This is a genomic window from Sphingomonas sp. (assembly GCF_042091075.1).
GTDB lineage: Bacteria > Pseudomonadota > Alphaproteobacteria > Sphingomonadales > Sphingomonadaceae > Sphingomonas.
The window spans coordinates 1-21,950 of record NZ_JBELIE010000041.1 but is presented as its reverse complement, the minus strand read 5'-3'; the positions used below and the strand labels follow the sequence as shown (position 1 = coordinate 21,950).

Sequence of the window (21,950 nt, the reverse complement as noted above, 5' to 3'; positions counted from 1 at the left end):
AAAATAGCGCGGTTGGACCCCACCGGGCAACAGAAGGGGATTCCAGCGGTACGGGAGGCACCGGGCAACAGAAGCCTCCCACTTTCCTCATCGCGGGCGTCCAATGGCCCCCTTGTCGTCAGGCCGGCGGTAGCCGTCGCGCGAGTGGAGGCCAGGGCCTCGCGCGCCGTGGTACGCCGTGCTTCAGTGGAAATCGTGGCTGCGGATCGGGATCACATCCTCCACCCGCTCCCGGTAATGATAGTCCGATCGGGGGCGCCAAACCGGCTGCCTGTAGCCCTTGTCGCCACGATCCGGCGCGCCGGGATGCGTCGCGCCGTCGCCGCGCGCGACCAGGCTGGGGAGCGCGTCGATATCGCCGACCGAACGCAGCAACGGGGTGCGATCGAGGACGCGGTCGACGATCACGTGGATCACCTTGCCCTCCTTCTGCACCCGGCCCTTCAAGCTGACCATCGCGGCGGACATCACGGTGCGGCGCTGTGCCTCGAACCGATCGGGCCACAGGATGCCGTTGGCGACCCCGGTTTCGTCCTCGATGGTGATGAACAGCACGCCCTTGGCTGATCCCGGGCGCTGCCGCACCAGGATGATGCCGGCGACCTCGACATGCCGGCCATCATATGCGCCTAGTTCGGCGCAGCGGACGATGCGCTGTGCCGCCAGTCCGTCGCGCAGGAACGATAGCGGGTGCGCGCGCAGCGACAATTGCGTGGCGCGATAATCCTCCACCACCTCGCGCCCGCCGGTCAGCCGCGCGAGCGTGACCGGCTCCTCGCGCCGCTCGATCCCGGCGAGCAGCGGCAACGGCGCCTCGCCCAGCCCGCGGATCGTCCACAACGCCTGCCGCCGGTCCAGACCCAGCGCATGGAAGGCGTCGGCCCGTGCCAGCTTCTCCAGCGTCGCCAGTGGCACGCCCGAGCGGCGCCAGATATCCTCGATCGAGCCGAAGCGCGCCTGCGCCCGTGCCGACAGGATGCGGCCGGCATCCTCGCCCGACAGGCCGTTGACGATCCGCAGCCCCAGCCGCAGCGCATGCCGCGCCGCCCCCGCCGGACCGACCAGCGTAGTGTCCCAGTCGCTGTCGAGCACGCAGACCGGGCGGATGACGACCCCATGGTCACGCGCGTCGCGCACGATCTGCGCCGGGGCGTAGAAGCCCATCGGCTGCGCATTCAGCAGCGCGGCGCAGAAGACGTCGGGATGATGGCATTTCATCCATGACGAGGCATAGGCGATCTTGGCGAAGCTGGCGGCATGGCTTTCGGGAAAGCCATAGCTGCCGAACCCCTCGATCTGCTTGACCAGTCGTTCGGCGAAGACCGGCGAAATGCCGTTCACGCGCATGCCGTCGACCAGCTTGGCATGGAAACGTCCGACACCACCGGTCAGCTTGAACGTCGCCATCGCGCGGCGCAGCTCGTCGGCCTCGCCGGGGGTGAAATTGGCGCCGATGATCGCGACCTGCATCGCCTGTTCCTGGAACAGCGGAATGCCCAGCGTCTTTTCCAGCACCACGCGCAAGGCCGGGCTGGGATATTCGATCGGCTCCTTGCCCTCACGGCGCTTCAGATAGGGGTGGACCATGTCGCCTTGGATCGGGCCGGGCCGCACGATCGCGACCTGGATCGCGATGTCGTAGAATTTCTTTGGCTTCATCCGTGGCAGCATGCTCATCTGCGCACGGCTTTCGATCTGGAACACCCCCAGCGTATCCGCCTCCTGGATCATCGCATAGGTGGCCGGATCGTCCTCCTGCAACGCCGGGCTGGACAGCGTCATCGCAACGCCCTTGTGCTCCGCCAGCAGGTCGAACGCGCGCCGCATGCAGCCGAGCATGCCAAGCCCCAGGATATCGACCTTCATGAAGCCGAGTTCCTCGATATCGTTCTTCTCCCATTCGATCACATGCCGCTCTTCCATCGCGGCGGGCTCGATCGGGACGAGATCATGGAGCGGGGCGCGGGTCAGCACGAAACCGCCGGGATGCTGCGACAGGTGGCGTGGCGTGCCGATCAGTTCCTTCGCCAGTTCCAGCGCGAGCGCGAGCCGGGGTTCGCCCGCATCGAGATTCAGCGCCGTGACGTGCGCGGTCGGCACGCCTTCGTTCGACCAGCCCCATACCTGCGATGCCAGCGCGCCGGTCATGTCCTCGGGCAGGCCCAGCACCTTGCCGACCTCGCGGATCGCCCCGCGTGTACGAAAGCGGCTGACCACCGCGGTCAGCGCGGCATGGTCGCGGCCGTAGCTTTCGTAGATCCACTGGATCACTTCCTCGCGTCGTTCATGTTCGAAATCGACGTCGATGTCGGGTGGTTCGCTGCGTTCTTCCGAGACGAAGCGCTCGAACAGCAACTGGTGCTTGACCGGATCGATCGAAGTGATGCCCAGCACGAAGCAGATCACCGAATTGGCCGCCGAGCCGCGCCCCTGGCACAGGATTTCCTGGCTGCGCGCATATTGCACGATCGAGTTGACGGTCAGGAAATAGGGCGCATAGCCCATCTTCTCGACCAGCCGCAGTTCATGCTCCAGCTTCTCGCGATAGGGGAGCGGCGGATCGCCCGCGAAACGCTGGCGCAACCCGTTCCACGCCAGCGTCGCCAGCGCCTGTTGCGGGGTCTTGCCGGGGATCACCGCTTCCTGCGGATATTGGTAGCTCAGGTCGCGCAGCGAGAAGGTGCAGCGTTCCACGATCGCCTCCACCGCCAGCAGCGCATCTGGATGATGGCGGAACAGCCGCGCCATCGCCTGCGGTGGTTTCAGATGGCGATCGGCGTGGCGTTCGCGTCGCAGCCCCAGTTCGTCGATCGTGCATTTCTCGCGGATCGCGGTGACGACGTCCTGCAACATGCGGCGATCGGGGTGGTGGTACAGCACGTCGCCGGTGGCGAGCGGGGTCAGGCCGTGCGTGCGTGCGGCACGATCCGCCTCGTGCCAGCGCAACGCCTCGCCGGGGCGGCGCTGCGGTGTCAGGCAGACATGGCCGCGCGCGCCGAATACGTCCGCCATCCAGCGCAGCGCCGCCGGATCGGGACCGTCCTCTCCCGGTACCAGCGCGGCCACCAGCCCCTCTGCGGCGTCGGCGACATCGTCCCAGTGCAGGAAGCATCGCCCTTTTTCGCCGCGCTTCGGGTCGGCGCGGTTCTTGCCGCGCGACAGCAGCCGGGTCAGCCGCGTCCAGCCGGCGCGATCCTCCGGCCAGACCAGGATGCCGGTGCCGTCGACCAGGTCGAGCCGGCATCCCGGGATCGCGCGGACATGCTGCCCGTGCTCCTTCGCCACCTGTTCGCTGGCGTAGAGCGCACGGACCACCCCGGCGACCGAATTGCGATCGACGATCCCCAGCGCGGGCATCTCCATCAGCGCGGCGGCGGCGAACAATTCCTCGCACGACGACGCGCCGCGCAGGAACGAGAAATGCGTGGTGACCTGCAGCTCGCTGTATGTCACGGCCGATTCTGACTATGTAGCTTGTACGGATTATGAGGTGCCGCGATGGGCAAGGTGGCGAGCGCGACCGAGTTCAAAGCGAAATACCTGACACTGATCGACGAAATGCAGCGCGCTGATCGCCGTCATGCTTGCCGTCGATGCGACGATTCTGTCCTGCGCCGTCGCGGGGCATCAGAAGGCGGTCGACGCGCGCCTGTGATCGCCCCTGTGAGCGGGGGTCAGCCGAATGTGCCATGCACATACCATGAAAGGTCGCCGGTGGCCGCGCGTTCGCCGTCGCCGCGGCGGAACAGCCAGAAGCGGCGGCCGTCCTCATCCTCGACCTGATAATAATCGCGTATCGCGTCGCGCTCGCCGCTGCGCCGCCACCATTCGCCGGTGATCCGTTCCGGCCCGTCGCCGCGCACGATGCGATGCGTCACCCCGCGCCAGGTGAAGCGGCGCGGCGGCTGATCGGGAAATCCCGCCATGACGTTGTCGACCGGCTCGGGCCGGCGCAGCAGCCGTGCCGGGCGAGGCCAGCGGGGATGCCAGGGGTGATCCTGCCCGCGCTGGTCGAGCCGGCGGACATCGTCGCGGCGCCAGGACGGAGCCGCCCGTTCCGGCGGGTCGAGCGGCGCGGCGCCGCCGACCGAGCGTTCGGGCACGTCACTATCGATCGCGCGCGCGCGCCACAGCCGGCGTGTGCCGATGCGGTTGACGATCGCATCGACCAGCGGCGCCAGATCAGGCCGCTCTCCCTCCGCCAGATCGCCGTCGAACGCCTCCGCTCCCAGGGGATCGGCGCGCTGGACGTGCAGCGTCAGTGCCTCGATCCCGAATCCGGGGTCGAGTCGGTCGATCCGTCGTACCAGCAGCCGAAGCAGATGATCCGGCGTCCGCGTCGCGCGCGCCAGCCCGATGCGGATCGTCTGGACGTGTGTGTCGATCCGCGCCGCCGCCAGCACCAGCGTGCGCGCGCCGCGGCCCGCCTTGGCGAGTTCGTCCGCCAGCCGCTGGACCAATTGCCCGATCCAATAGGCGATCGGCTCGGCGGTCAGCAATGGTTCCGCGAAACGCTGCTCCACCGTGATCGCGACCGGGGGGATGATGGGATCGAGCGGCTCGGCAACCTGTCCGCTGGCCTGATCGATGCGCGTGACGAACGCCGCCCCAAACCGCCGCACCAGCGGCGCGCGCGGCATTGCCACCACCTCCGCCACCGTCTCCACCCCCAGACGGCGGAGCAGTTCCAGCGCGCGCGCGTCGATCCGTAGCGCCTCGGCCGGCAGCGGCGCGATGGCGTCGATCGTATCGCCACCGGGCAGCAGGGCGACGCCATCGGTATCGGGCAAAGCGTGATGCGCGCACGCCCAGGCCGCGCCTGTCGTATCCGCGATGCCGATCCGCGCGGTGATGCCGCCACGCGCCAGCAGCCGCACGATCCGCCGCGCCAGTGCGTGCTCGCCGCCGTGCAGATGCGCCACGCCGCTGATATCGAGAAACAGGGACTGCGCATCCGCGATCGCCACCACCGGGGTCCAGCGTCGTGCCAGCAGGATCGCCAGCCGGCGCAGCGCCCGCGCATCGCCGTCGGGATCGGCATCGCGCACGATCACCTCGGGCGTGGCGGCGCGCACCTGCGTCAGCGCCATGCCGGGGATGATGCCCAATGCCCGCGCGGCCGGGGAGGCGGCGGCCACCTCTATCCGGCTACCCGTTTTCTGCACCGTGACAAGCGGGGACGCGCCGTCTTGGGGTGGGGCGGGCGGCACGTGATCGGGCGGGCGGACCCGCGCGACCGTGGCAGCGGTGCTGCGCCCGGTATCGAGGAAGGCGGCGACCTCCTTCATGGCCGCGCCGGGATCGTTCGAGCCGGGGCGGTGCTGCTTCGCGGCGCGCGAGGGGATCGGCACCCCCGCCGGTTCAGGCCAGCCGCCCGCCTTCGTCCCATCATCCCCAGGCAGCCGCTTGTAGGGATGGTCCGCCGCTTCGCTGCGGCGTCCCATCTCGCGCATCGGCGGGCGCTGATGCGCGGGCAGTGCGGCGATGCGGCGCGCGACGTCGCGACGTGTCTCGCCCGCCCAGGTGGCGCCTTCCGCCTCGCTGCTGCCGCGTGCCCATTTCGCGCCGGGGCGCCAGCCGCTGTTGCGGGGAGCATCGCATTGCTTGCCGCCCTGTTCCGCATCGCACCGCTGCTTGATCGCGGTCCAGCCGGGCTTGAAGGCCCCGGGGGCGACCCGGTCAGGCCGCGGCGGTGCGAGCGACGGCTCCGCCCGCCGCAACAGGTCGATCGACCATTCGGGCAGGTAGAGCGATGCGACCCGTTTCATCGCAGGCCTCCACAAGTAGCTGAAAGGGCTCGCCACCGCGCTGGCGGACAAGATCGATGTCCCAGCGCGCCCGGCCGATGCCGGTGAGCGCATAAGGCGCGCTGGGCAGGGGAGTGGACGGCGCCGAGGCGACTCGCCAGCGAGTCACCGCGGCGGAGGGAACCGCCAGCGGATCCGCCCCCTCCCTGGCATGCCGTTTGAGGAGCAAGGCGATGGTGCGTCCGTTTTCCGCCGCAAGCTGCAACCGCCGGGTCGAGGCCATCGCCGCCCGCCGCGTTTCGCCGATCACCGCGCCCAGCGCGCGATGCCGCAACCCTTCCTCCATCAGCGCCAGCACCTCGGCATCGTCCGCCGCTTCGGCATAGAGAACGCGATCGGGCGACAGGCCGGACTGATAGAGGCCGGGTGCGAACAGGTCGCGCCGGCGCACCACCCACAGCACTGGCCCCCAGGCGCGCGCGGCGATCCCGGCAAGGAACAATGTGGCGGAGGCATCGTCCCCCATCCCGGGAGTCGCGGCCGCCACCTCATGCAGCGCATCTAGCCGCAGCCCGCCATCGGCGAGCCGCGAATCGATCCGCTCGGCGCCGAACGGCAGAACCGCGCGCCGACGATGGCCATTGCCCTCGATCGCGCGGAGCGTGTCGCGCAGGGACTGGAGGACGCTCGGTTCGGACACGGTGACACGACTCCCAATGGGAATGTTCGTTCCTATTTTGTTCGCATCGGTCGAGTCGAGTCAATCCGTTGGCGCGGCAATGTTTTTGACGTGTCCCGGCGCGGGCGGGCGTCAAACCCCTTTCCCTTCTCTTGAAATATTATTACTGTCGCTCGAAACTAAGTGGATGTGTCGCCATCGCATCGGGTGACGTCGAGGAGAGTGACTTGGGTGACGTTCCGCCTTCCCTGAGCAACCTGAAGCCGCTGAGCAATCTGCAGCCGTTGTCGCTGCACGTGCCGGAGCCCAAGTTCCGCCCCGGCGACACGGTGGATTTCGCCGCGGTCGACGTGCCCGCCGCGGGCAGTGTCCGTCGCCCCGATACCGCCGCGCCGGCGCAGGAATTCACCGACCTTTCCTACACGATGGTGCGCGTCCTCGATGAAGAGGGCCGCGCGGTCGGGCCGTGGAATCCGCAGCTGGCGCCGGACACGCTGCGTCGCCTGCTGCGCCACATGGCGCTGGTGCGCGCGTTCGATGAACGGATGTTCCGCGCACAGCGGCAGGGCAAGACCAGCTTCTACATGAAGTCGCTGGGCGAGGAGGCGGTCGCGGTCGCCGCCGCGCATGCGCTGGACGACGAGGACATGTGCTTCCCGTCCTATCGCCAGCAGGGCCTGTTGATCGCGCGCGGCTGTCCGCTGGTAGATATGATGAACCAGATCTATTCGAACACCGGCGACAAGCTGCAGGGCAAGCAGCTGCCGATCATGTATTCGGAAAAGCGCTTCGGCTTCTTTTCGATCTCGGGCAACCTGACGACGCAATATCCGCAGGCGGTCGGCTGGGCGATGGCGAGCGCCTCGAAGGGCGATACGCGAATCGCCGCGACCTGGTGCGGCGAGGGCAGCACCGCGGAGGGCGATTTCCACTCCGCGCTGACCTTCGCCACCGTCTATCGCGCGCCGGTGATCTTCAACGTCGTCAACAATCAATGGGCGATCAGCAGCTTTTCGGGCTTCGCGGGTGCGGAGGCGACCACCTTTGCCGCACGGGCGATCGGCTATGGCATCGCCGGGCTGCGGGTCGACGGCAATGACGCGCTGGCGGTCTATGCCGCGACCGCCTGGGCAGCGGAGCGCGCGCGTACCAACGCCGGGCCGACGCTGATCGAACATTTCACCTATCGCGCCGAGGGCCATTCGACGTCGGATGACCCGTCGCAATACCGCTCCGCCGGGGAGCCGACCGCCTGGCCGCTGGGTGATCCGATCCGCCGGCTGAAGGATCATCTGATCCTGATCGGCGAGTGGGACGAGGAACGCCATGCCGCGATGGACCGCGAGGTGGCCGAACAGGTGAAGGCGGCGCAGAAGGATGCCGAGAAGAACGGCATCCTGGGCCATGGCCTGCACCAGCCGCTCGACACCCTGTTCGACGGCGTGTTCGAGGAGATGCCATGGCATCTGCGCGAGCAGCAGGCGCAGATGATGGCCGAGGAAACCGCGAGCGGCCGGCCATGGGACCGGAAGTGACCATCCCCCTCGGAACGGCGAGGGGCAGCAGCCGCAGATCGGGGGAGAGGATTCTCCGCCAGCGCCATGCTCCACGGCCCGCCCCCTCCACCACCGCGCTGATCCGCCGCGGTTCCCTTCCCCTTGCCGGGGAGGCTTCTGGAAACACGCTATGACCGACGTAATCGAGAATGACGCGGGCGACATTACCCGCATGAATATGATCCAGGCGATCAACTCCGCCATGGATGTCGCGATGGCGCGCGATTCGTCGATCGTCGTGATGGGCGAGGACGTCGGCTATTTCGGCGGCGTTTTCCGCGCCACGGCGGGGCTGCAGAAGAAATATGGCAAGACCCGCGTCTTCGACACCCCGATCACCGAATGCGGGATCATCGGCGTCGCGGTCGGGATGGGCGCCTATGGCCTGCGCCCGGTGCCGGAGATCCAGTTCGCCGATTATATCTATCCCGCGCTCGACCAGCTGGTCAGCGAGGCGGCGCGGCTGCGCTATCGGTCGGGCGGCGAATTCACCGCACCGCTGACGGTGCGATCGCCGTTCGGCGGCGGCATCTTCGGCGGGCAGACGCACTCGCAATCGCCCGAGGGTATCTTCACCCATGTTTCCGGCGTGAAGACGGTCATCCCGTCGACCCCCTATGATGCCAAGGGCCTGCTGATCGCGGCGATCGAGGACAATGATCCGGTGATCTTCTTCGAGCCGAAGCGGATCTACAACGGTCCGTTCAATGGCCATTGGGACCGTCCGGCGGAGAATTGGTCGAAGCACCCCGCCGGCGACGTGCCCGGCGGTTACTACAAGATCCCGCTCGGACAGGCGAACGTGGTGCGCCACGGCGAGGCGGTGACGATGCTCGCCTATGGCACGATGGTGCACGTTTGCGCGCAGGTGGTGGCTGACACCGGGATCGATGCCGAGATCGTCGACCTGCGCACGCTGGTGCCGCTGGATATCGAGACGATCGAGGCGAGCGTGAAGAAGACCGGGCGCTGCATGATCGTCCATGAGGCGACCCGCACCAGCGGCTTCGGCGCCGAATTGGCGGCGCTGGTGCAGGAGCGGTGTTTCTATCATCTCGAGGCACCGGTCGAGCGGGTCACCGGCTTCGACACGCCCTATCCGCACAGCCTGGAATGGGCCTATTTCCCCGGCCCGGTCCGTATTGGCCAGGCGCTCAAGAAAATTCTCAAGGATTGAGGCAGATGGCGCGTTTCACCTTCAAGCTGCCGGACATCGGCGAGGGCATTTCCGAGGCGGAGATCGTGGCCTGGCACGTCGCGGTCGGCGATCGCGTCGAGGAAGACCAGCAGATCGCCGATATGATGACCGACAAGGCGACGGTCGAGATGGAATCGCCGGTGTCCGGTGTCGTGGTCGAACTGGCGGGTGAGGTCGGCGATCAAGTGTCGATCGGTGCGGCGTTGGTGGTGATCGAAACCGAGGGCGAGGGCTCGGCGCCCGCCACCGAGGCGGAAACGCTTGAGGCCGAGAATCCCGGTGTTGAGGAAGCGAGCCTCCCCGAGACGGGCGGGGCGGCTGCCGACGACGTCGGTGACGCCGGTGGGGCGGGGGCGGTGCCTTCCGCCGCCCCGCTTGTGTCGGCCCCGCCTGCGCCGCCCGCCGGGGAGGACGGTCCCCCTCCTCGGGTTGGGGAGGACAAGCCCGTCCTCGCTTCCCCCGCCGTCCGCGCTCGCGCGCGGGACCTTGGGGTCGATCTGTCGCACGTGCGCATCGCCGAGGGTGATCGTATCCGGCACGCCGATCTGGATGCCTATCTGCGCTACAATGGCGGCAGCGGTTATCACGCCCCGCATGCCAGCCGCGCGCGGGAGGACGAGCAGGTGCGTGTCATCGGCATGCGCCGCCGCATCGCCGAGAATATGGCCGCGGCGAAGCGCCATATTCCGCACTTCACCTATGTCGATGAAATCGACGTGACCGAGCTGGAGCGTGTTCGCGCCGATCTGAACGCCAATCGCGGCCAGCGGCCGAAGCTGACGATGCTACCGCTGCTGATCGTGGCGATCTGCCGCACGCTGCCCGACTTTCCGATGCTCAACGCGCGCTACGACGATGAGGCGGGGGTGGTGACCCGCTCGGGCCGGGTGCATCTGGGCATGGCGACGCAGACCGACGCCGGGTTGACGGTGCCGGTGATCCGCGACGCGCAGGATCGCAATGTCTGGCAATTGGCGAGCGAGATCACCCGGCTGGCGGAGGCGGCGCGCGCCGGCAAATTGACCCCGCAGGAAATGGGCGGCGGGACGATCACCGTCACCTCGCTCGGCCCGCTCGGTGGGATCGCGACGACGCCGGTCATCAACCGGCCGGAAGTGGCGATCATCGGCCCGAACAAGATCGTCGAACGCCCGGTCTTCGTGGGCGACGATATCGTTCGCGCGAAGTTGATGAACCTGTCGATCAGCTGCGACCACCGGGTCGTCGATGGCTGGGATGCCGCCAGCTATGTGCAGGCGCTCAGAAAGCTGCTCGAAACGCCTGTGCTGTTGTTCGCTGACTGATCCCGGTGCATGGGGTCGCCCATGCACCTCGACCTGATCCAGACGCTCAGCCTGTGCGGCGACGCCACCACCCCGAACGACGACCGGGGCGGGGCGACGGCGGGCCACGCCTGGGTGATCGATGGCGCGACCGATCTCGGCCCGCCGGGGTTGCTGGGGGACCAGGGCGGCGCGGCATGGCTGGCGGCGGCGGCGGATGCGGCGTTCGGCACCTCGCTGGCCGAAACCGTTCGCGGCACGTGCGAGGCGGTATTCGCCGATGTCGAACGGCGGTTCGCGCAGGAGCGGCGGCGCGCGCCGGCGGCGGCATGGGAATTGCCGAGTGCCGCCTTTGCGGCCGCGCAATTGGCCGGCGATCGTATCGAGGCGGCTTGGGCGGCCGATTGCGCCATCCTGCATCGGCGCGGCGAAACGGTGCAATGGGTGACGCCGATGCCCGATCGGGCGAGTGAAAGCGCGGATGCCGCGGCGCTGGGCGACGGCATCGGTGCGCAGAAGCTGCGCAGCCCGGCGGTGCTGGAGGACCGACGCCGCGCACGGATGCGGCCCGGTCGTCGCGTGCTGGGCGTCGACGCCGCCGCCGCCTCAGCTGCTGTCCACTATGGCGGGACCGCGGTGGCGCCCGGTGATGAGCTGCTGCTGATGAGCGACGGCTTCTCCGCGCTGATCGACGCTTATGGTGCCTATGATGCGAACGGCTTTTTCGCGGCAGTGGAAAGTCACGGGCTCGCCACGCTCGCCGTCGAACTACGCACGATCGAACGCGACGATGCCGCGTGCCGCCGTTTTCCGCGCTTCAAGGCCAGCGACGACGCGACCGCACTCTGGCTGCGCGTCGCCGGCTATAGGTCAAACGCGCCGACCGGAGAAAAGCTGGATCAGGCCCACCACCAGCGCGACGACCAGCAGGATGTGGATCAGGCCGCCGGCGATATGGAAGCCGAAGCCGAGCAGCCACAGGATCAGCAGGATCGCAACAATTGTCCACAACATCGCGGCATCTCTCCTCTTGAGTTACAGGAGAAACGTTGCGCTCACGAACCGAGTTCCGCGCCTCGGCAATGTTTCGATACAATGCATGTTAGGGGGTATCGACGACTGGCTCCCGGCCACTGGCCGGGAGGATCGTCATATCCCGATGCGCGCAGTGACTAGCCGGTCGACGTTGCTTTATCGCCCCGTTTCGGGCGTTCCGTCGCCGCCGGCGCGATCCGCTTCCATATCCTCTCCGGGATTCTCGCCGCCAGCGCCTGCGCCGCTGCCACGCACCTCGCCGGTGACCGGATCGAACGAGGCGCGGCGGCCATTTTCCGGGGGCATCGCCGGATCCTGATCGTCAACCTGCGACGGCCGGGGCGCGACCGATCCGGCGGGCATCTGCGTGCCAAGCCGCCGCTCGTCTTCGAGCGTATAGCCTTGGCCGAACTTGCCGCTCTCCTTGTCGAAGGCGGGTTTGCGTTGGTGCTGCGGGTCGATCGGATCGGTCATGCAGCATCAACGCCCAACCCGTCGGCCCGATCCTCACACGATCTCGAACAGCCCCGCCGCGCCCATGCCGCCCGCGGTGCACATCGACACGACGACATATCGCACCCCGCGCTTGCGTCCTTCGATCAGCGCATGGCCGACCAGCCGGCTGCCGGTCATGCCGAACGGATGGCCGACCGCGATGGCGCCGCCATCGACGTTATATTTGTCGGGATCGATCCCCAGATGGTCACGGCAATACAGGCATTGTGACGCGAACGCTTCGTTCAGTTCCCATAGACCGATATCGGCGACGGACAGACCCGCGCGATCGAGCAGCTTCGGAATCGCGAAGACCGGCCCGATGCCCATTTCGTCGGGGGCGCAGCCCGCCGCCTGAAATCCGCGATAGATACCCAGGATCGGACGATTTTCCGCCTCGGCGGTGGCGCGGTCCATGACGATCTGCGCCGCCGCGCCGTCCGACAACTGGCTTGCGTTGCCGGCCGTGATATGGCTGCCAGGGCCGGAAAAGGCGCCGCCCGCCCAGACGGTTTTTAGCGACCGCAGTGCCTCCAGCGTGGTGCCCGGACGGATGCCTTCGTCCTGGGTGACGGTCACGGTTTCGCTGCCGGTGCGGTTGCCCTCCTTGTCGAAGAGCGCCTTTTCCACCGTGATAGGTGCGATTTCCTCGACGAATGCCCCATTGTCGAGCCCGGCGGCGGCGCGCTGCTGGCTCTGCGCGCCATAAGCGTCCTGCGCCTCTCGCGAGATATGGTAGCGTTCCGCGACGATCTCGGCGGTTTCGATCATCGGAATATAGGCTGCGGGCACTTGGTCGGTCACGCTCTGGTTGACGTAGCGGGGGGCGTCTTTCGTGACCGTATGGCTGATCGATTCCATCCCGCCCGCCAGCGCCACGTCGATATCGCCCGCGATGATCGAGCGCGCGGCGAGCGCTACCGCCGTCAGCCCCGAACCGCATTTGCGGTCGAGCGTGAAGGCGGGCACCGATTGCGGCAGGCGACCCGCGAAGATCGCCATCCGTCCGGCATTGCCACCCTGCGTACCCCATTGATTGCCGACGCCCCAGAAGACGTCGTCGATCCGCGCCGGATCGATCCCCGCGCGTTCCACCGCGGCATTCATCACATGGCCCGCGAGCACGGGCGCCTCGGTGGCATTGAAGTAACCACGATAGGCGCGCCCGATCCCGGTGCGGGCGGTGGAAACGATAGCGGCTTCGCGCATGACCGGCCTCTCCCTCATATCTTGGGGTCGGGGGTAGGCGCGACGCGCGCCAAGGGCAATCGTTCTGCGGAACGGGTGCGTGATCGGCCGCCTTTGCCGTAGCCTGCGGGAGCGGCCGGTGGATGATCAGTCCCGGCGCGTGTCGGCGGGGCGTTCGGCCGGGCGCTCACCCGGTTCCGCCGCCAGCGCCATCGCGCGGGCCGAGCCCGTCGCAGGCTTCAGCCGGGCATCCTCGCGCGTGAGGGTGAGATACAGGGCGCCGACGATCAGCACGGCCACGATCGCCAGCGCGGGCCAGCCGGTGAAGATGCGCGCGCGGCGCTTTGGCGTGTCGGTCATTATCGGCTCCTGCGTGGTCATCGTCCGACGCAGGAATGATGCGCGGGGTGGCGCCGTTCCGCTACTCGCGGGTTACATTTTCTTGCCGGTCCGGCCTCGCCTCATGCGGCGTAGGCGTACCGATCGTTCATCGCCAGCGCGGCCTCGGCCTGTTCCAGCGCGCGGGGATCGTCGACGTCGAGCCACCAGCGGTCGCCGATGTCGACCGTCATCGCCTTTCCGTGCGCGGCCAGCGCCTCGACCCCCGCCGAGATAGAGCCAGCGCCGCCACGCGCGATCGATCCGCGCAACGCATCGTGAAAGCGCGCGTCGACCGCGAACACGCCGGTGTCGAAGGCGTCGTAATCGGGAAGGTGCTTGCCTATCGCGACGATCCGCCCCGCCTCGCTGCGAACACGGGTGACATCGTCCAGATCGACGAGGGGGTTGTCGAGCCGACGATCGACGCCCAGCACCAGTGCGGCATCGGGCGCGGCGATGACCGTCGCGATCAGCGCTGGGTCCACCAGGTGATCCGCCATCATCAGCAGATGCCGCCGCGCTCCGATCACATCAGCGCCGCTGACCACCGAATGGCCGTTCGGCAAGGTCCAGTCGGCGGTGCGGACCGTCACGATCGGCACGGCGAGTCGGTCGACCGCGTGGCGGGCGAAATCCTCCACCAACGCGGCTTCATGCCCGGTGACGATCGTGAAGGCGGTGGCCCCGCCGTCTTTCGCCGCGCGGATGACCCGCTCGATCAGCGGAACGCCGTTGACCGGGGTCAACGGCTTCGACGGCGATACCGCACGCAGCCGGCTGCCGAAGCCGGCCGCGACGATCAGGGCGTGCACGTCGTGCTTACTCGGCGGCGAGGCGCGCGTCGCCGTGGATGAATTCGTCGGTCATCGCGGCGGCGACGTCGTCGGTCACCTGATGCGGCGGGTGCTTGCAGAAGAACGCCGACGGACCTTCCAGCGCGCCGCCGACGCCACGCTCCAGACCCAGCTTCACGCAGCGAATCGCGTCGACCACGACCGCCGCCGAATTGGGCGAGTCTTCCACCGACAGGCGCAATTCGAGGTTCATCGGCACGCCGCCGAACAGATCGCCCTCAAGCCGCAGGAAGCACAGCTTGTTGTCACCCAGCCAGGGGATGTAGTCGGACGGGCCGACGTGGATGTTCTCGTCGGCGAGCCGCTCGGCGATCACTGCCTGCACCGCCTCGGTCTTCGACTCCTTCTTGCTCGCCAGCCGGTTGCGGTCGAGCATGTTCATGAAGTCGGTGTTGCCGCCGGTGTTCAGCTGATAGGTGTGATCGATCGTCACCCCGCGCTGGCCGAACAGGTTGGAAAGCACGCGATGGACGATCGTCGCGCCGACCTGCGCCTTCACATCGTCTCCGACGATCGGCAGCCCGGCATCGGCGAATTTCTTCTCCCACTCCGGACGCGAAGCGATGAACACGGGCATGCAATTGACCACGCCCAGGCCCGCTTCCAGCGCGCATTCCATATAGAATTCGGTCGCATCCTGGCTGCCGACCGGGAGGAAGTTGACCAGAATCTCCGCACCCGACGCCTTCAGCTCGGCAACGATCTCGTCGCGGCTCGCGTCGCGCGAATCGTCGATCTCGAAACCGCGATCGTTGGCGGCGGTCAGCATGTGCGCGGCGACACCGTCCAGCTTCGCGCCCATCTTCACGGTCACGCCGGTGGCGGGCACGTCGGCATGGAATATCTTGGTGCAGTTCGGCTTGGCGAAAATCGCCTCGCCCAGATCCTTGCCCACCTTGCGGCTATCGACGTCGAACGCCGCGACGAACTCGATATCGCCGACCTTGTATCCGCCGATATCTTCGTGGATCAGCCCCGCTGCGGTATTGCGTCCGGCATAGTGATACTTGCCCTGAACGAGGCTGCTGGCGCAGTTACCGACGCCGATGACCGCGACCTTAATCTTCTTCATTCTTTCTTTCCGCCCCATCCAAGCGCCGCTACGTCAGCGTTCGAGATCCACAACATCCCCGCTACGTGACAGATACGTGAAAACTGTCAAGCGACGCCGTGCGCGGTATGGCGCGTCAACGGGGGCAGAATGAGGGAGCCGCGTGACCGAAATCGATTCGACTGCCGCCGGGAAGCCGCCGGAATTGCAGGGGCTGCTCAACCGGACCCTGTATCATCCGCTCGCGCACCGACTCGCGCGAGCGCTGGTGCCGACCCCGGTGACGCCCAACATGGTGTCGATCGCCGGCGCGGTGATCGTCATGGCGGCGGGCGTGCTGTACGCGCTGGTCGGGACGCCGCTGGCGATCGCGGCGGGGCTGGCGTTGCACATGTCATGGCATGTCGTCGATGGCGCGGACGGGGCGCTCGCGCGGATGTCGGGCCGGGCGTCGCCATCGGGGGAGATCGTCGACGGGCTGTGTGACTATGCCGGCCACGGCGTGCTCTATATCCTGCTCGCGGCACGGCTGGACGATTCGATCGGTGGCGCGGCCTGGGCGCTGGCGGTGGGCGCGGGGGTCAGCCGGGCAGTGCAGTCGGTCTTCGCCGAAAGCCAGCGCCGCACCTATCAATGGTGGGCCTATGGCGTGCCCTGGCTGCAGAACGCGCGATCCGACGGCAAGGGGATCGGGGTTGCGCTGTCCAACCTGTATCTGTGGGCGTGGCGCAAGATGTCCGGCCCGACGCAGCGCGTCAATGCGCTGGTCGCCAGCGCGGAGGCCGACCCCGCCGAACGGCGGCGGATCGCGCAGATCGCGAAACAGGCCGGCCGTTCGACCCTGCCGGTGGTGGCGATCATCGGCGCGAACCCGCGGACGATCCTGCTGGGGCTCAGCATGATCGCGGGTTCGCCCTTATGGTTCTTTTTGATCGAACTCATCGTCTTCAACGTCGTATTGGTGATCGCGATCATGCAGGCGGCGGCGAGCGGTCGGCGGATCGCCCGTCTGATCGCGCAGGATCGGCAGTAAGGGACAGGAATCGCGATGGCGGGTTTATGGTTTGAGCAGTTCGAAACGGGTCAGCGGTTCGTGCACGAGGTGCGCCGCACCGTGACCGAGACGGACAATATCCTGTTTTCCTCGCTGACGTTCAATCCGGCGGCGATTCATATCGATCACGAATATGCCGCCACCACCGAATTCGGCCGTCCCCTGATGAACTCACTGTTCACGCTGGGGCTGGTGATCGGCCTGTCGGTGCAGGATACGACGTTCGGCACCACCGTCGCCAACCTTGGCATGAGCGAGACGGTGTTTCCCAAGCCGGTGTTCGCGGGTGATACGGTGCGCGTCGAAACCGAGGTGAAGGCGTTGCGCCCCTCCGCGTCGCGCCCCGGCCAGGGGGTGGTGACGTTCGAGCATGTCGGGATCAATCAGCGCGACGAGGTGATCTGCCGCACGACGCGCGCGGCGCTGATGATGGCGCGCCCCGCCTGACGGCGCGCGCCGGAACATGCCCGGTGGGCCGCGGGTTGCCCGGTAGGGACAGATAAACAGGAGGAATGACGATGCGGCATTTGGCGATCATGACAGGGCTGGGCGTGGCGGCGCTGTCGCTGGCGGCGTGCAACGACCAGGGCAAGATGGAAACCGGCGCCCCCGTCGCGAACGGGACGAGCGCGAGCGCCGCGCTGATGACCGCGACGGGCGCGCCGGCGGGTCGCGCCACCGCCACCGAAGTGGCGGGCGGGCTGCGCTTCACGATCGACGCGATGGGCATGCCGCCGGGCACGCACGGCGCCCATATCCATACGGTCGGCCGTTGCGACGCGCCCGACTTCCAGACGGCGGGTGGCCATTGGAACCCGACGATGGCGAAGCATGGCGCGATGAATCCGCAGGGGCCGCATGAGGGCGACCTGCCCAATCTGGTGATCGCCAATGATGGCCGTGGCACGATCGGCGTGACGATTCCCGGCGCGACCATGGCAGGCCTGATGGATGCCGATGGTGCGGCGATGGTGATCCACGCGCAGCCGGACGATCTGCGGACCGATCCCAGCGGCAATTCGGGCAGCCGCATCGCGTGCGGCGTGTTCCAGCCTAACTGATCCGGCGGGGGGCGGGGGCGGTGGCGGGTCAGCCGGCCCCCACCGCCTCCGCCACCGATCCGAACCCGTCGCGGCGCAGGCACTCGCCCAGATCGGCGACGATCCGGCGGGGCAGGCCCGGGCCTTCGTAGATCAGCGCCGAATAGACCTGCACCAGACTGGCACCGGCCCGAATCCGGGCATAGGCTTCCGCGCCGCTGTCGATCCCGCCCGCCGCGATCAGCGGAATCACACCGCCCGTGGCGCGCCGCAGATCGGCGAGCCGCGCGCGCGCCAGCAGCCGCAGTGGTGCGCCGGACAGCCCGCCGACTTGATCGCGATCGGGGCTTTCGAGCGCGGGGCGCGAGATGGTCGTATTGCCCATCACCACCGCATCGACGCCGGCGTCGATCGCCGCCCTGGCGACACCGTCGATCATCGCATGGTCGAGATCCGGGGCGACCTTCAGGAATAGCGGGGTGGTGCCGCGCGCCGCCCGGCATGCGGCGAGCAGTTCCGCCAGCGCCGCGCCCTGTTGCAGGTCGCGCAGCCCCGGCGTGTTGGGCGAGCTGACGTTGATCGTCACATAATCTGCCACCGGCGCGGCCGCGCGCACACCAGCGACATAGTCGGCGATTCGATCGGTGGCGTCCTTGTTGGCGCCGACGTTGATGCCCAGCACGCCGCCGGCCGGTCGCTTCGCCGCCGCGGCGCGCGCGACGCCCGCCTCGAGGCCGCCGTTGTTGAACCCCATGCGATTGATGATCGCCCGGTCCTCCGTCAGCCGGAACAGCCGCGGGCGCGGATTGCCGGGTTGCGGCTTCGGTGTGAGCGTGCCGACCTCGACCGAGGCGAAGCCGAGACCGAACAGCCCCCGGATTGCGATGGCATCCTTGTCTAGCCCTGCTGCCAGTCCGATCGGGTGCGCGAAGTCGATCCCCGCGACGCGGATCGGCAGGTGCGGCAGGGCGCGTGCCGGCGGGCAGCCCAGCGCGCCCCAGGCAGACAGCGCGCGCAGCCCGAGGTGATGGGCGCGCTCGGGATCGAGTGCGAAGATCGCGGACTGAAACGGAAAGCTCATGCCGCCGCCGTTTCGGTGCCGCGTGGGCGGAGATCAAGCCCCCATGTCGCCAGGGCGGGGGAGCCGATGGTACGGTAGCGGCGATCGACTTGTAAAAAACGCCGATGCTTCTGTCGAATCCATGCAATCACTCGTCGCGCTTTCGTTCTTTAACGCTGTCGCGACCCGAAGGGCTTCCTTTGCGGGAGGTTCCTTTACCTTCCAGGGGTCGTCGCTTGATGCGACGGCCCCTTTTTTCCCGCCTCACCCCGCACCATCACAGGCGTTGTCGATCGCGCTGATCGACGCGACGGCGGTTGATTTTCCCCGCCGGCATTGCCATCTGCCAATCGGATCGATTTGATCCGATTTGAGAGCGGTTCGCAACAAGATGCGCCTTTCCAGCCTGACCGATTATGCCGTGGTGCTGCTTAGCGCCACCGCGCGGCATTGTGGCGGGCTGGCGCGGATGAATGCGACGCTGCTGGCGGAGGAAACCGGCGTGCCGTTGCCGACCGCGCAGAAGCTGGTCAGCCGGCTGGCGGCGGCGGGGCTGATCGACAGCGTGCGCGGCAGCGGCGGTGGCATCCGCCTTGCCCGTCCGCCCTCGACGATCACGCTCGCGGATATCATCGAGGCGGTCGAAGGGCCGATCGCGATGACCGCCTGCGCCGAGGCGGGGCATATCGATTGCGCGATCGAGGGCCATTGCCGCGTGAAGCCGCATTGGCATGCGGTCAATCGCGCGGTGCGGGGCGCGTTGGCGGGCATCACGCTCGCCTCGCTGGCGTCGGACGTGGGCGGGGCATCGCTCGCGGGGGAACAGGCAAGCGCCGAACAGATGAAGGTTGAGGCATAACGATGGCCACGAAGAACGCCGAGGCCCATGCGGTCGTCGCCAAGAAGTACGAATGGGGCTTCGCCACCGAGGTGGAGCAGGACTTCGCGCCGAAGGGGCTGAGCGAGGATACCGTCCGCTATATCAGCGCCAAGAAGGGCGAGCCGGGGTGGATGCTCGACTGGCGGCTGAAGGCGTTCCGGCTGTGGCAGACGATGGAGGCGCCCGACTGGGCAAAACTCAACGTGCCGCCGATCGATTATCAGGACGCCTATTATTACGCCGAGCCGAAGGCGAAGAAGACGATCGCGTCGCTGGACGAACTCGATCCCGAGATTCGCCGTACCTATGAGAAGCTGGGCATTCCGATCGCGGAGCAGGAAGTGCTCGCGGGGGTCGAGGGCGCGCGCAAGGTGGCGGTCGACGCGGTGTTCGACAGCGTCTCGGTCGCGACCACCTTCCGCAAGGAACTGGAGGAAGCAGGGGTCATCTTCCGCTCGATCAGCGAGGCGATCCGCGAATATCCCGATCTGGTCCGCAAGTGGCTAGGCAAGGTGGTGCCGCAGCGCGACAATTATTTCGCGACGCTCAACAGCGCGGTCTTCAGCGACGGCACCTTCGTCTACATTCCCGAGGGCGTTCGCTGCCCGATGGAATTGAGCACCTATTTCCGCATCAACGCGGAAAATACCGGCCAGTTCGAGCGCACGCTGATCGTCGCCGACAAGGGCGCCTATGTCAGCTATCTCGAAGGCTGTACCGCGCCGATGCGCGACGAAAACCAGCTGCACGCGGCGGTGGTGGAGCTGGTGGCGCTCGACGATGCCGAGATCAAATATTCGACCGTCCAGAACTGGTATCCCGGCGATGAGAATGGCGTCGGCGGCATATATAATTTCGTCACCAAGCGCGCGCTGTGTCAGGGACGGAACAGCAAGGTATCGTGGACGCAGGTGGAAACCGGCAGCGCGATCACCTGGAAATATCCCTCGTGCGTGCTGGCGGGCGACGGCTCGGTCGGCGAATTCTATTCGGTCGCGGTGACCAACAATCGTCAGCAGGCTGATACCGGCACCAAGATGATTCACCTCGGCAAGAATACGAAGTCGACGATCGTGTCGAAGGGGATCAGCGCCGGGCGCTCGGACAACACCTATCGTGGCCTGGTTCGCGTCGCGCCGACCGCGGAGGGCGTGCGCAACTTCACGCAGTGTGATTCCTTGCTGCTGTCGGATCAGTGCGGCGCGCACACCGTGCCCTATATCGAGGTGCGTAACCCCTCGGCGCAGATCGAGCATGAGGCGACCACCAGCAAGATCAGCGAGGACCAGCTGTTCTACGCCATGTCGCGCGGGCTGGATGCCGAGGCGGCGGTCGCGCTGATCGTCAACGGCTTCGCGCGCGAGGTGCTGCAGCAGCTGCCGATGGAGTTTGCGGTCGAGGCGCAGAAGCTGCTGGGGATCAGCCTTGAGGGTAGCGTAGGCTGAGGTCGTCGCTGCTCCTGCGAAGGCGGGGGCCCGTGGTCGTCGCCAGAAGCGACACGGCGTGTTGATAGAGAAACAGGCCCCTGCCTGCGCAGGGGCGACGGGTTGGGAAGCAATGCTCAAGATTGAAAACCTTCACGCCGAGATCGACGGCAAGGAAATCCTCAAGGGCCTGTGGCTCGAGGTGAACGCGGGCGAGATCCATGCGATCATGGGGCCGAACGGCGCGGGCAAGTCGACGCTCGGCTATGTGCTTGGCGGGCGGCCGGGCTATGAAGTGACCGGCGGATCGATCACTTTCAAGGACGAGGACCTGCTGGAGAAGGAGCCGCACGAGCGTGCCGCCGCCGGTGTGTTTTTGGGTTTTCAGTATCCGGTCGAAATTCCGGGCGTATCGAACGTCCAGTTCCTGCGCGAGTCGCTCAACGCGCAGCGCAGCGCGCGCGGGGAGAAGCCGCTGTCGGGCGCGGAATTCCTCAAGGTCGCGCGCGCGCAGGCCGATGCGCTCGGGTTGCAGCAGGACATGCTCAAGCGCCCGGTGAACGTCGGCTTTTCGGGCGGTGAGAAGAAGCGCAACGAAATGGTGCAGATGGGCATCATCGATCCCGTCTTCGCGATCCTCGACGAAACCGACAGCGGGCTCGACATCGACGCGCTGCGCATCGTCGGCGACGGGATCAACCGCATCATGCGCAAGCCTGACAAGGCGGTGCTGCTCATCACCCATTACCAGCGTCTGCTCGATTACGTGCAGCCCGATCGTGTCCACGTCCTCGCCGACGGCCGCATCACGCGGTCGGGCGGGCCGGAACTGGCGCACGAACTGGAGCGCGAGGGCTACGCGGGAGTGGCGGCGTGATGGGGACGATGGCGCACGGCGGCGCGATTTCGCGCGGCCCTCGGGATAGTGCGGCATGAGCGTGCTCGACCTGCCCTCGAACCGCGAGGAGGCGTGGCGCTGGGCTGATCTCGGGGGCGTCGCCGCTGCGGCGGCGCTGGCCCCGACG

The 21,950-nt window shown here is 67.4% G+C and carries 19 protein-coding genes; 9 read left to right on the top strand and 10 right to left on the bottom strand.

Features of this window, described 5'->3' with window-relative positions:
• Positions 1-183 precede the first annotated feature (183 nt).
• The 3 genes from ACFDSW_RS06140 to ACFDSW_RS06130 form a co-directional block, all read right to left on the bottom strand.
• On the bottom strand, positions 184-3,453 hold the full coding sequence (locus ACFDSW_RS06140; protein WP_375249395.1) for an error-prone DNA polymerase: 3,270 nt from the start codon (positions 3,451-3,453) through the stop codon (positions 184-186).
• Between the two features lie 221 nt (positions 3,454-3,674).
• Entirely contained in the window at positions 3,675-5,768 is a 2,094-nt protein-coding gene (locus ACFDSW_RS06135) for a DUF6504 family protein (RefSeq protein WP_375249394.1), read from the bottom strand.
• Positions 5,680-6,447: an ImuA family protein gene (locus tag ACFDSW_RS06130; RefSeq protein ID WP_375249393.1), complete on the bottom strand. Its 768-nt coding sequence runs from the start codon at positions 6,445-6,447 to the stop codon at positions 5,680-5,682. The genes ACFDSW_RS06135 and ACFDSW_RS06130 overlap by 89 nt, the downstream gene beginning before the upstream one ends.
• 206 nt (positions 6,448-6,653) lie before the next feature.
• Between ACFDSW_RS06130 and ACFDSW_RS06125 the strand changes: the two genes are divergently transcribed.
• The 3 genes from ACFDSW_RS06125 (at position 6,654) to ACFDSW_RS06115 (ending at position 10,484) form a co-directional block, all read left to right on the top strand.
• Positions 6,654-7,961: a 3-methyl-2-oxobutanoate dehydrogenase (2-methylpropanoyl-transferring) subunit alpha gene (locus ACFDSW_RS06125; RefSeq protein ID WP_375249392.1), complete on the top strand. Its 1,308-nt coding sequence runs from the start codon at positions 6,654-6,656 to the stop codon at positions 7,959-7,961.
• A gap of 193 nt (positions 7,962-8,154) precedes the next feature.
• The gene (locus tag ACFDSW_RS06120; RefSeq protein ID WP_375249396.1) at positions 8,155-9,159 is read left to right on the top strand and encodes an alpha-ketoacid dehydrogenase subunit beta; all 1,005 of its coding nucleotides are present in this window, start codon (positions 8,155-8,157) and stop codon (positions 9,157-9,159) included.
• A gap of 5 nt (positions 9,160-9,164) precedes the next feature.
• Entirely contained in the window at positions 9,165-10,484 is a 1,320-nt protein-coding gene (locus tag ACFDSW_RS06115) for a dihydrolipoamide acetyltransferase family protein (protein ID WP_375249391.1), read from the top strand.
• An 849-nt stretch (positions 10,485-11,333) separates the two neighbouring features.
• Here ACFDSW_RS06115 and ACFDSW_RS06110 read toward each other — a convergent pair.
• The 6 genes from ACFDSW_RS06110 to ACFDSW_RS06085 all read right to left on the bottom strand — a co-directional run bounded on the left by ACFDSW_RS06110 (position 11,334) and on the right by ACFDSW_RS06085 (position 15,488).
• Complete coding sequence (locus ACFDSW_RS06110) at positions 11,334-11,477, bottom strand: lmo0937 family membrane protein (protein ID WP_375249390.1); 144 nt, start codon at positions 11,475-11,477, stop codon at positions 11,334-11,336.
• A 177-nt stretch (positions 11,478-11,654) separates the two neighbouring features.
• The gene (locus tag ACFDSW_RS06105) at positions 11,655-11,972 is read right to left on the bottom strand and encodes a hypothetical protein (RefSeq protein ID WP_375249389.1); all 318 of its coding nucleotides are present in this window, start codon (positions 11,970-11,972) and stop codon (positions 11,655-11,657) included.
• A gap of 33 nt (positions 11,973-12,005) precedes the next feature.
• A complete protein-coding gene (locus ACFDSW_RS06100; RefSeq protein WP_375249388.1) occupies positions 12,006-13,202 on the bottom strand; it encodes an acetyl-CoA C-acyltransferase in 1,197 nt (398 codons plus the stop codon).
• Between the two features lie 126 nt (positions 13,203-13,328).
• Positions 13,329-13,541, bottom strand: a complete 213-nt coding sequence (locus ACFDSW_RS06095; RefSeq protein WP_375249387.1) for a hypothetical protein — start codon at positions 13,539-13,541, stop codon at positions 13,329-13,331.
• 101 nt (positions 13,542-13,642) lie between these two features.
• Positions 13,643-14,374: an NTP transferase domain-containing protein gene (locus ACFDSW_RS06090; protein WP_375249386.1), complete on the bottom strand. Its 732-nt coding sequence runs from the start codon at positions 14,372-14,374 to the stop codon at positions 13,643-13,645.
• A 7-nt stretch (positions 14,375-14,381) separates the two neighbouring features.
• Positions 14,382-15,488, bottom strand: a complete 1,107-nt coding sequence (locus ACFDSW_RS06085) for an inositol-3-phosphate synthase (RefSeq protein WP_375249385.1) — start codon at positions 15,486-15,488, stop codon at positions 14,382-14,384.
• Between the two features lie 142 nt (positions 15,489-15,630).
• Here ACFDSW_RS06085 and ACFDSW_RS06080 point away from each other — a divergent pair, with 142 nt between their 5' ends.
• From ACFDSW_RS06080 to ACFDSW_RS06070, 3 genes are all read left to right on the top strand, one after another.
• On the top strand, positions 15,631-16,500 hold the full coding sequence (locus tag ACFDSW_RS06080; protein ID WP_375249384.1) for a CDP-alcohol phosphatidyltransferase family protein: 870 nt from the start codon (positions 15,631-15,633) through the stop codon (positions 16,498-16,500).
• A gap of 15 nt (positions 16,501-16,515) precedes the next feature.
• Positions 16,516-16,968, top strand: coding sequence for a MaoC family dehydratase (locus ACFDSW_RS06075; RefSeq protein WP_375249383.1), 453 nt, complete (start codon positions 16,516-16,518; stop codon positions 16,966-16,968).
• Between the two features lie 65 nt (positions 16,969-17,033).
• A complete protein-coding gene (locus tag ACFDSW_RS06070; protein WP_375249382.1) occupies positions 17,034-17,582 on the top strand; it encodes a superoxide dismutase family protein in 549 nt (182 codons plus the stop codon).
• 28 nt (positions 17,583-17,610) lie between these two features.
• On the opposite strand, the gene ACFDSW_RS06065 is transcribed toward ACFDSW_RS06070, so the two are convergent.
• Positions 17,611-18,642 (bottom strand): quinone-dependent dihydroorotate dehydrogenase, encoded by a 1,032-nt coding sequence (locus tag ACFDSW_RS06065; RefSeq protein ID WP_375249381.1) that lies wholly within the window; start codon positions 18,640-18,642, stop codon positions 17,611-17,613.
• 370 nt (positions 18,643-19,012) lie between these two features.
• On the opposite strand from ACFDSW_RS06065, the gene ACFDSW_RS06060 reads away from it, so the two are divergent.
• The 3 genes from ACFDSW_RS06060 to sufC all read left to right on the top strand — a co-directional run bounded on the left by ACFDSW_RS06060 (position 19,013) and on the right by sufC (position 21,802).
• A complete protein-coding gene (locus ACFDSW_RS06060; protein WP_375249380.1) occupies positions 19,013-19,480 on the top strand; it encodes an RrF2 family transcriptional regulator in 468 nt (155 codons plus the stop codon).
• 2 nt (positions 19,481-19,482) lie between these two features.
• Positions 19,483-20,946, top strand: coding sequence for a Fe-S cluster assembly protein SufB (gene sufB / locus ACFDSW_RS06055; protein WP_375249379.1), 1,464 nt, complete (start codon positions 19,483-19,485; stop codon positions 20,944-20,946).
• 112 nt (positions 20,947-21,058) lie between these two features.
• On the top strand, positions 21,059-21,802 hold the full coding sequence (gene sufC, locus ACFDSW_RS06050) for a Fe-S cluster assembly ATPase SufC (RefSeq protein ID WP_375249378.1): 744 nt from the start codon (positions 21,059-21,061) through the stop codon (positions 21,800-21,802).
• Positions 21,803-21,950: the final 148 nt, after the last annotated feature.

Bases quoted from the DNA above. Each gene is read 5' to 3' on its own strand.
- ACFDSW_RS06070 (WP_375249382.1), top strand. From the start codon at position 17,034: ATGACGATGCGGCATTTGGCGATCATGACAGGGCTGGGCGTGGCGGCG.
- sufC (WP_375249378.1), top strand. From the start codon at position 21,059: ATGCTCAAGATTGAAAACCTTCACGCCGAGATCGACGGCAAGGAAATC.
- ACFDSW_RS06095 (WP_375249387.1), bottom strand. From the start codon at position 13,541: ATGACCGACACGCCAAAGCGCCGCGCGCGCATCTTCACCGGCTGGCCC.
- ACFDSW_RS06110 (WP_375249390.1), bottom strand. From the start codon at position 11,477: ATGTTGTGGACAATTGTTGCGATCCTGCTGATCCTGTGGCTGCTCGGC.
- ACFDSW_RS06120 (WP_375249396.1), top strand. From the start codon at position 8,155: ATGAATATGATCCAGGCGATCAACTCCGCCATGGATGTCGCGATGGCG.
- ACFDSW_RS06065 (WP_375249381.1), bottom strand. From the start codon at position 18,642: ATGAGCTTTCCGTTTCAGTCCGCGATCTTCGCACTCGATCCCGAGCGC.
- ACFDSW_RS06100 (WP_375249388.1), bottom strand. From the start codon at position 13,202: ATGCGCGAAGCCGCTATCGTTTCCACCGCCCGCACCGGGATCGGGCGC.
- ACFDSW_RS06115 (WP_375249391.1), top strand. From the start codon at position 9,165: ATGGCGCGTTTCACCTTCAAGCTGCCGGACATCGGCGAGGGCATTTCC.
- ACFDSW_RS06105 (WP_375249389.1), bottom strand. From the start codon at position 11,972: ATGACCGATCCGATCGACCCGCAGCACCAACGCAAACCCGCCTTCGAC.
- ACFDSW_RS06075 (WP_375249383.1), top strand. From the start codon at position 16,516: ATGGCGGGTTTATGGTTTGAGCAGTTCGAAACGGGTCAGCGGTTCGTG.
- ACFDSW_RS06085 (WP_375249385.1), bottom strand. From the start codon at position 15,488: ATGAAGAAGATTAAGGTCGCGGTCATCGGCGTCGGTAACTGCGCCAGC.
- ACFDSW_RS06060 (WP_375249380.1), top strand. From the start codon at position 19,013: ATGCGCCTTTCCAGCCTGACCGATTATGCCGTGGTGCTGCTTAGCGCC.
- ACFDSW_RS06135 (WP_375249394.1), bottom strand. From the start codon at position 5,768: ATGAAACGGGTCGCATCGCTCTACCTGCCCGAATGGTCGATCGACCTG.
- sufB (WP_375249379.1), top strand. From the start codon at position 19,483: ATGGCCACGAAGAACGCCGAGGCCCATGCGGTCGTCGCCAAGAAGTAC.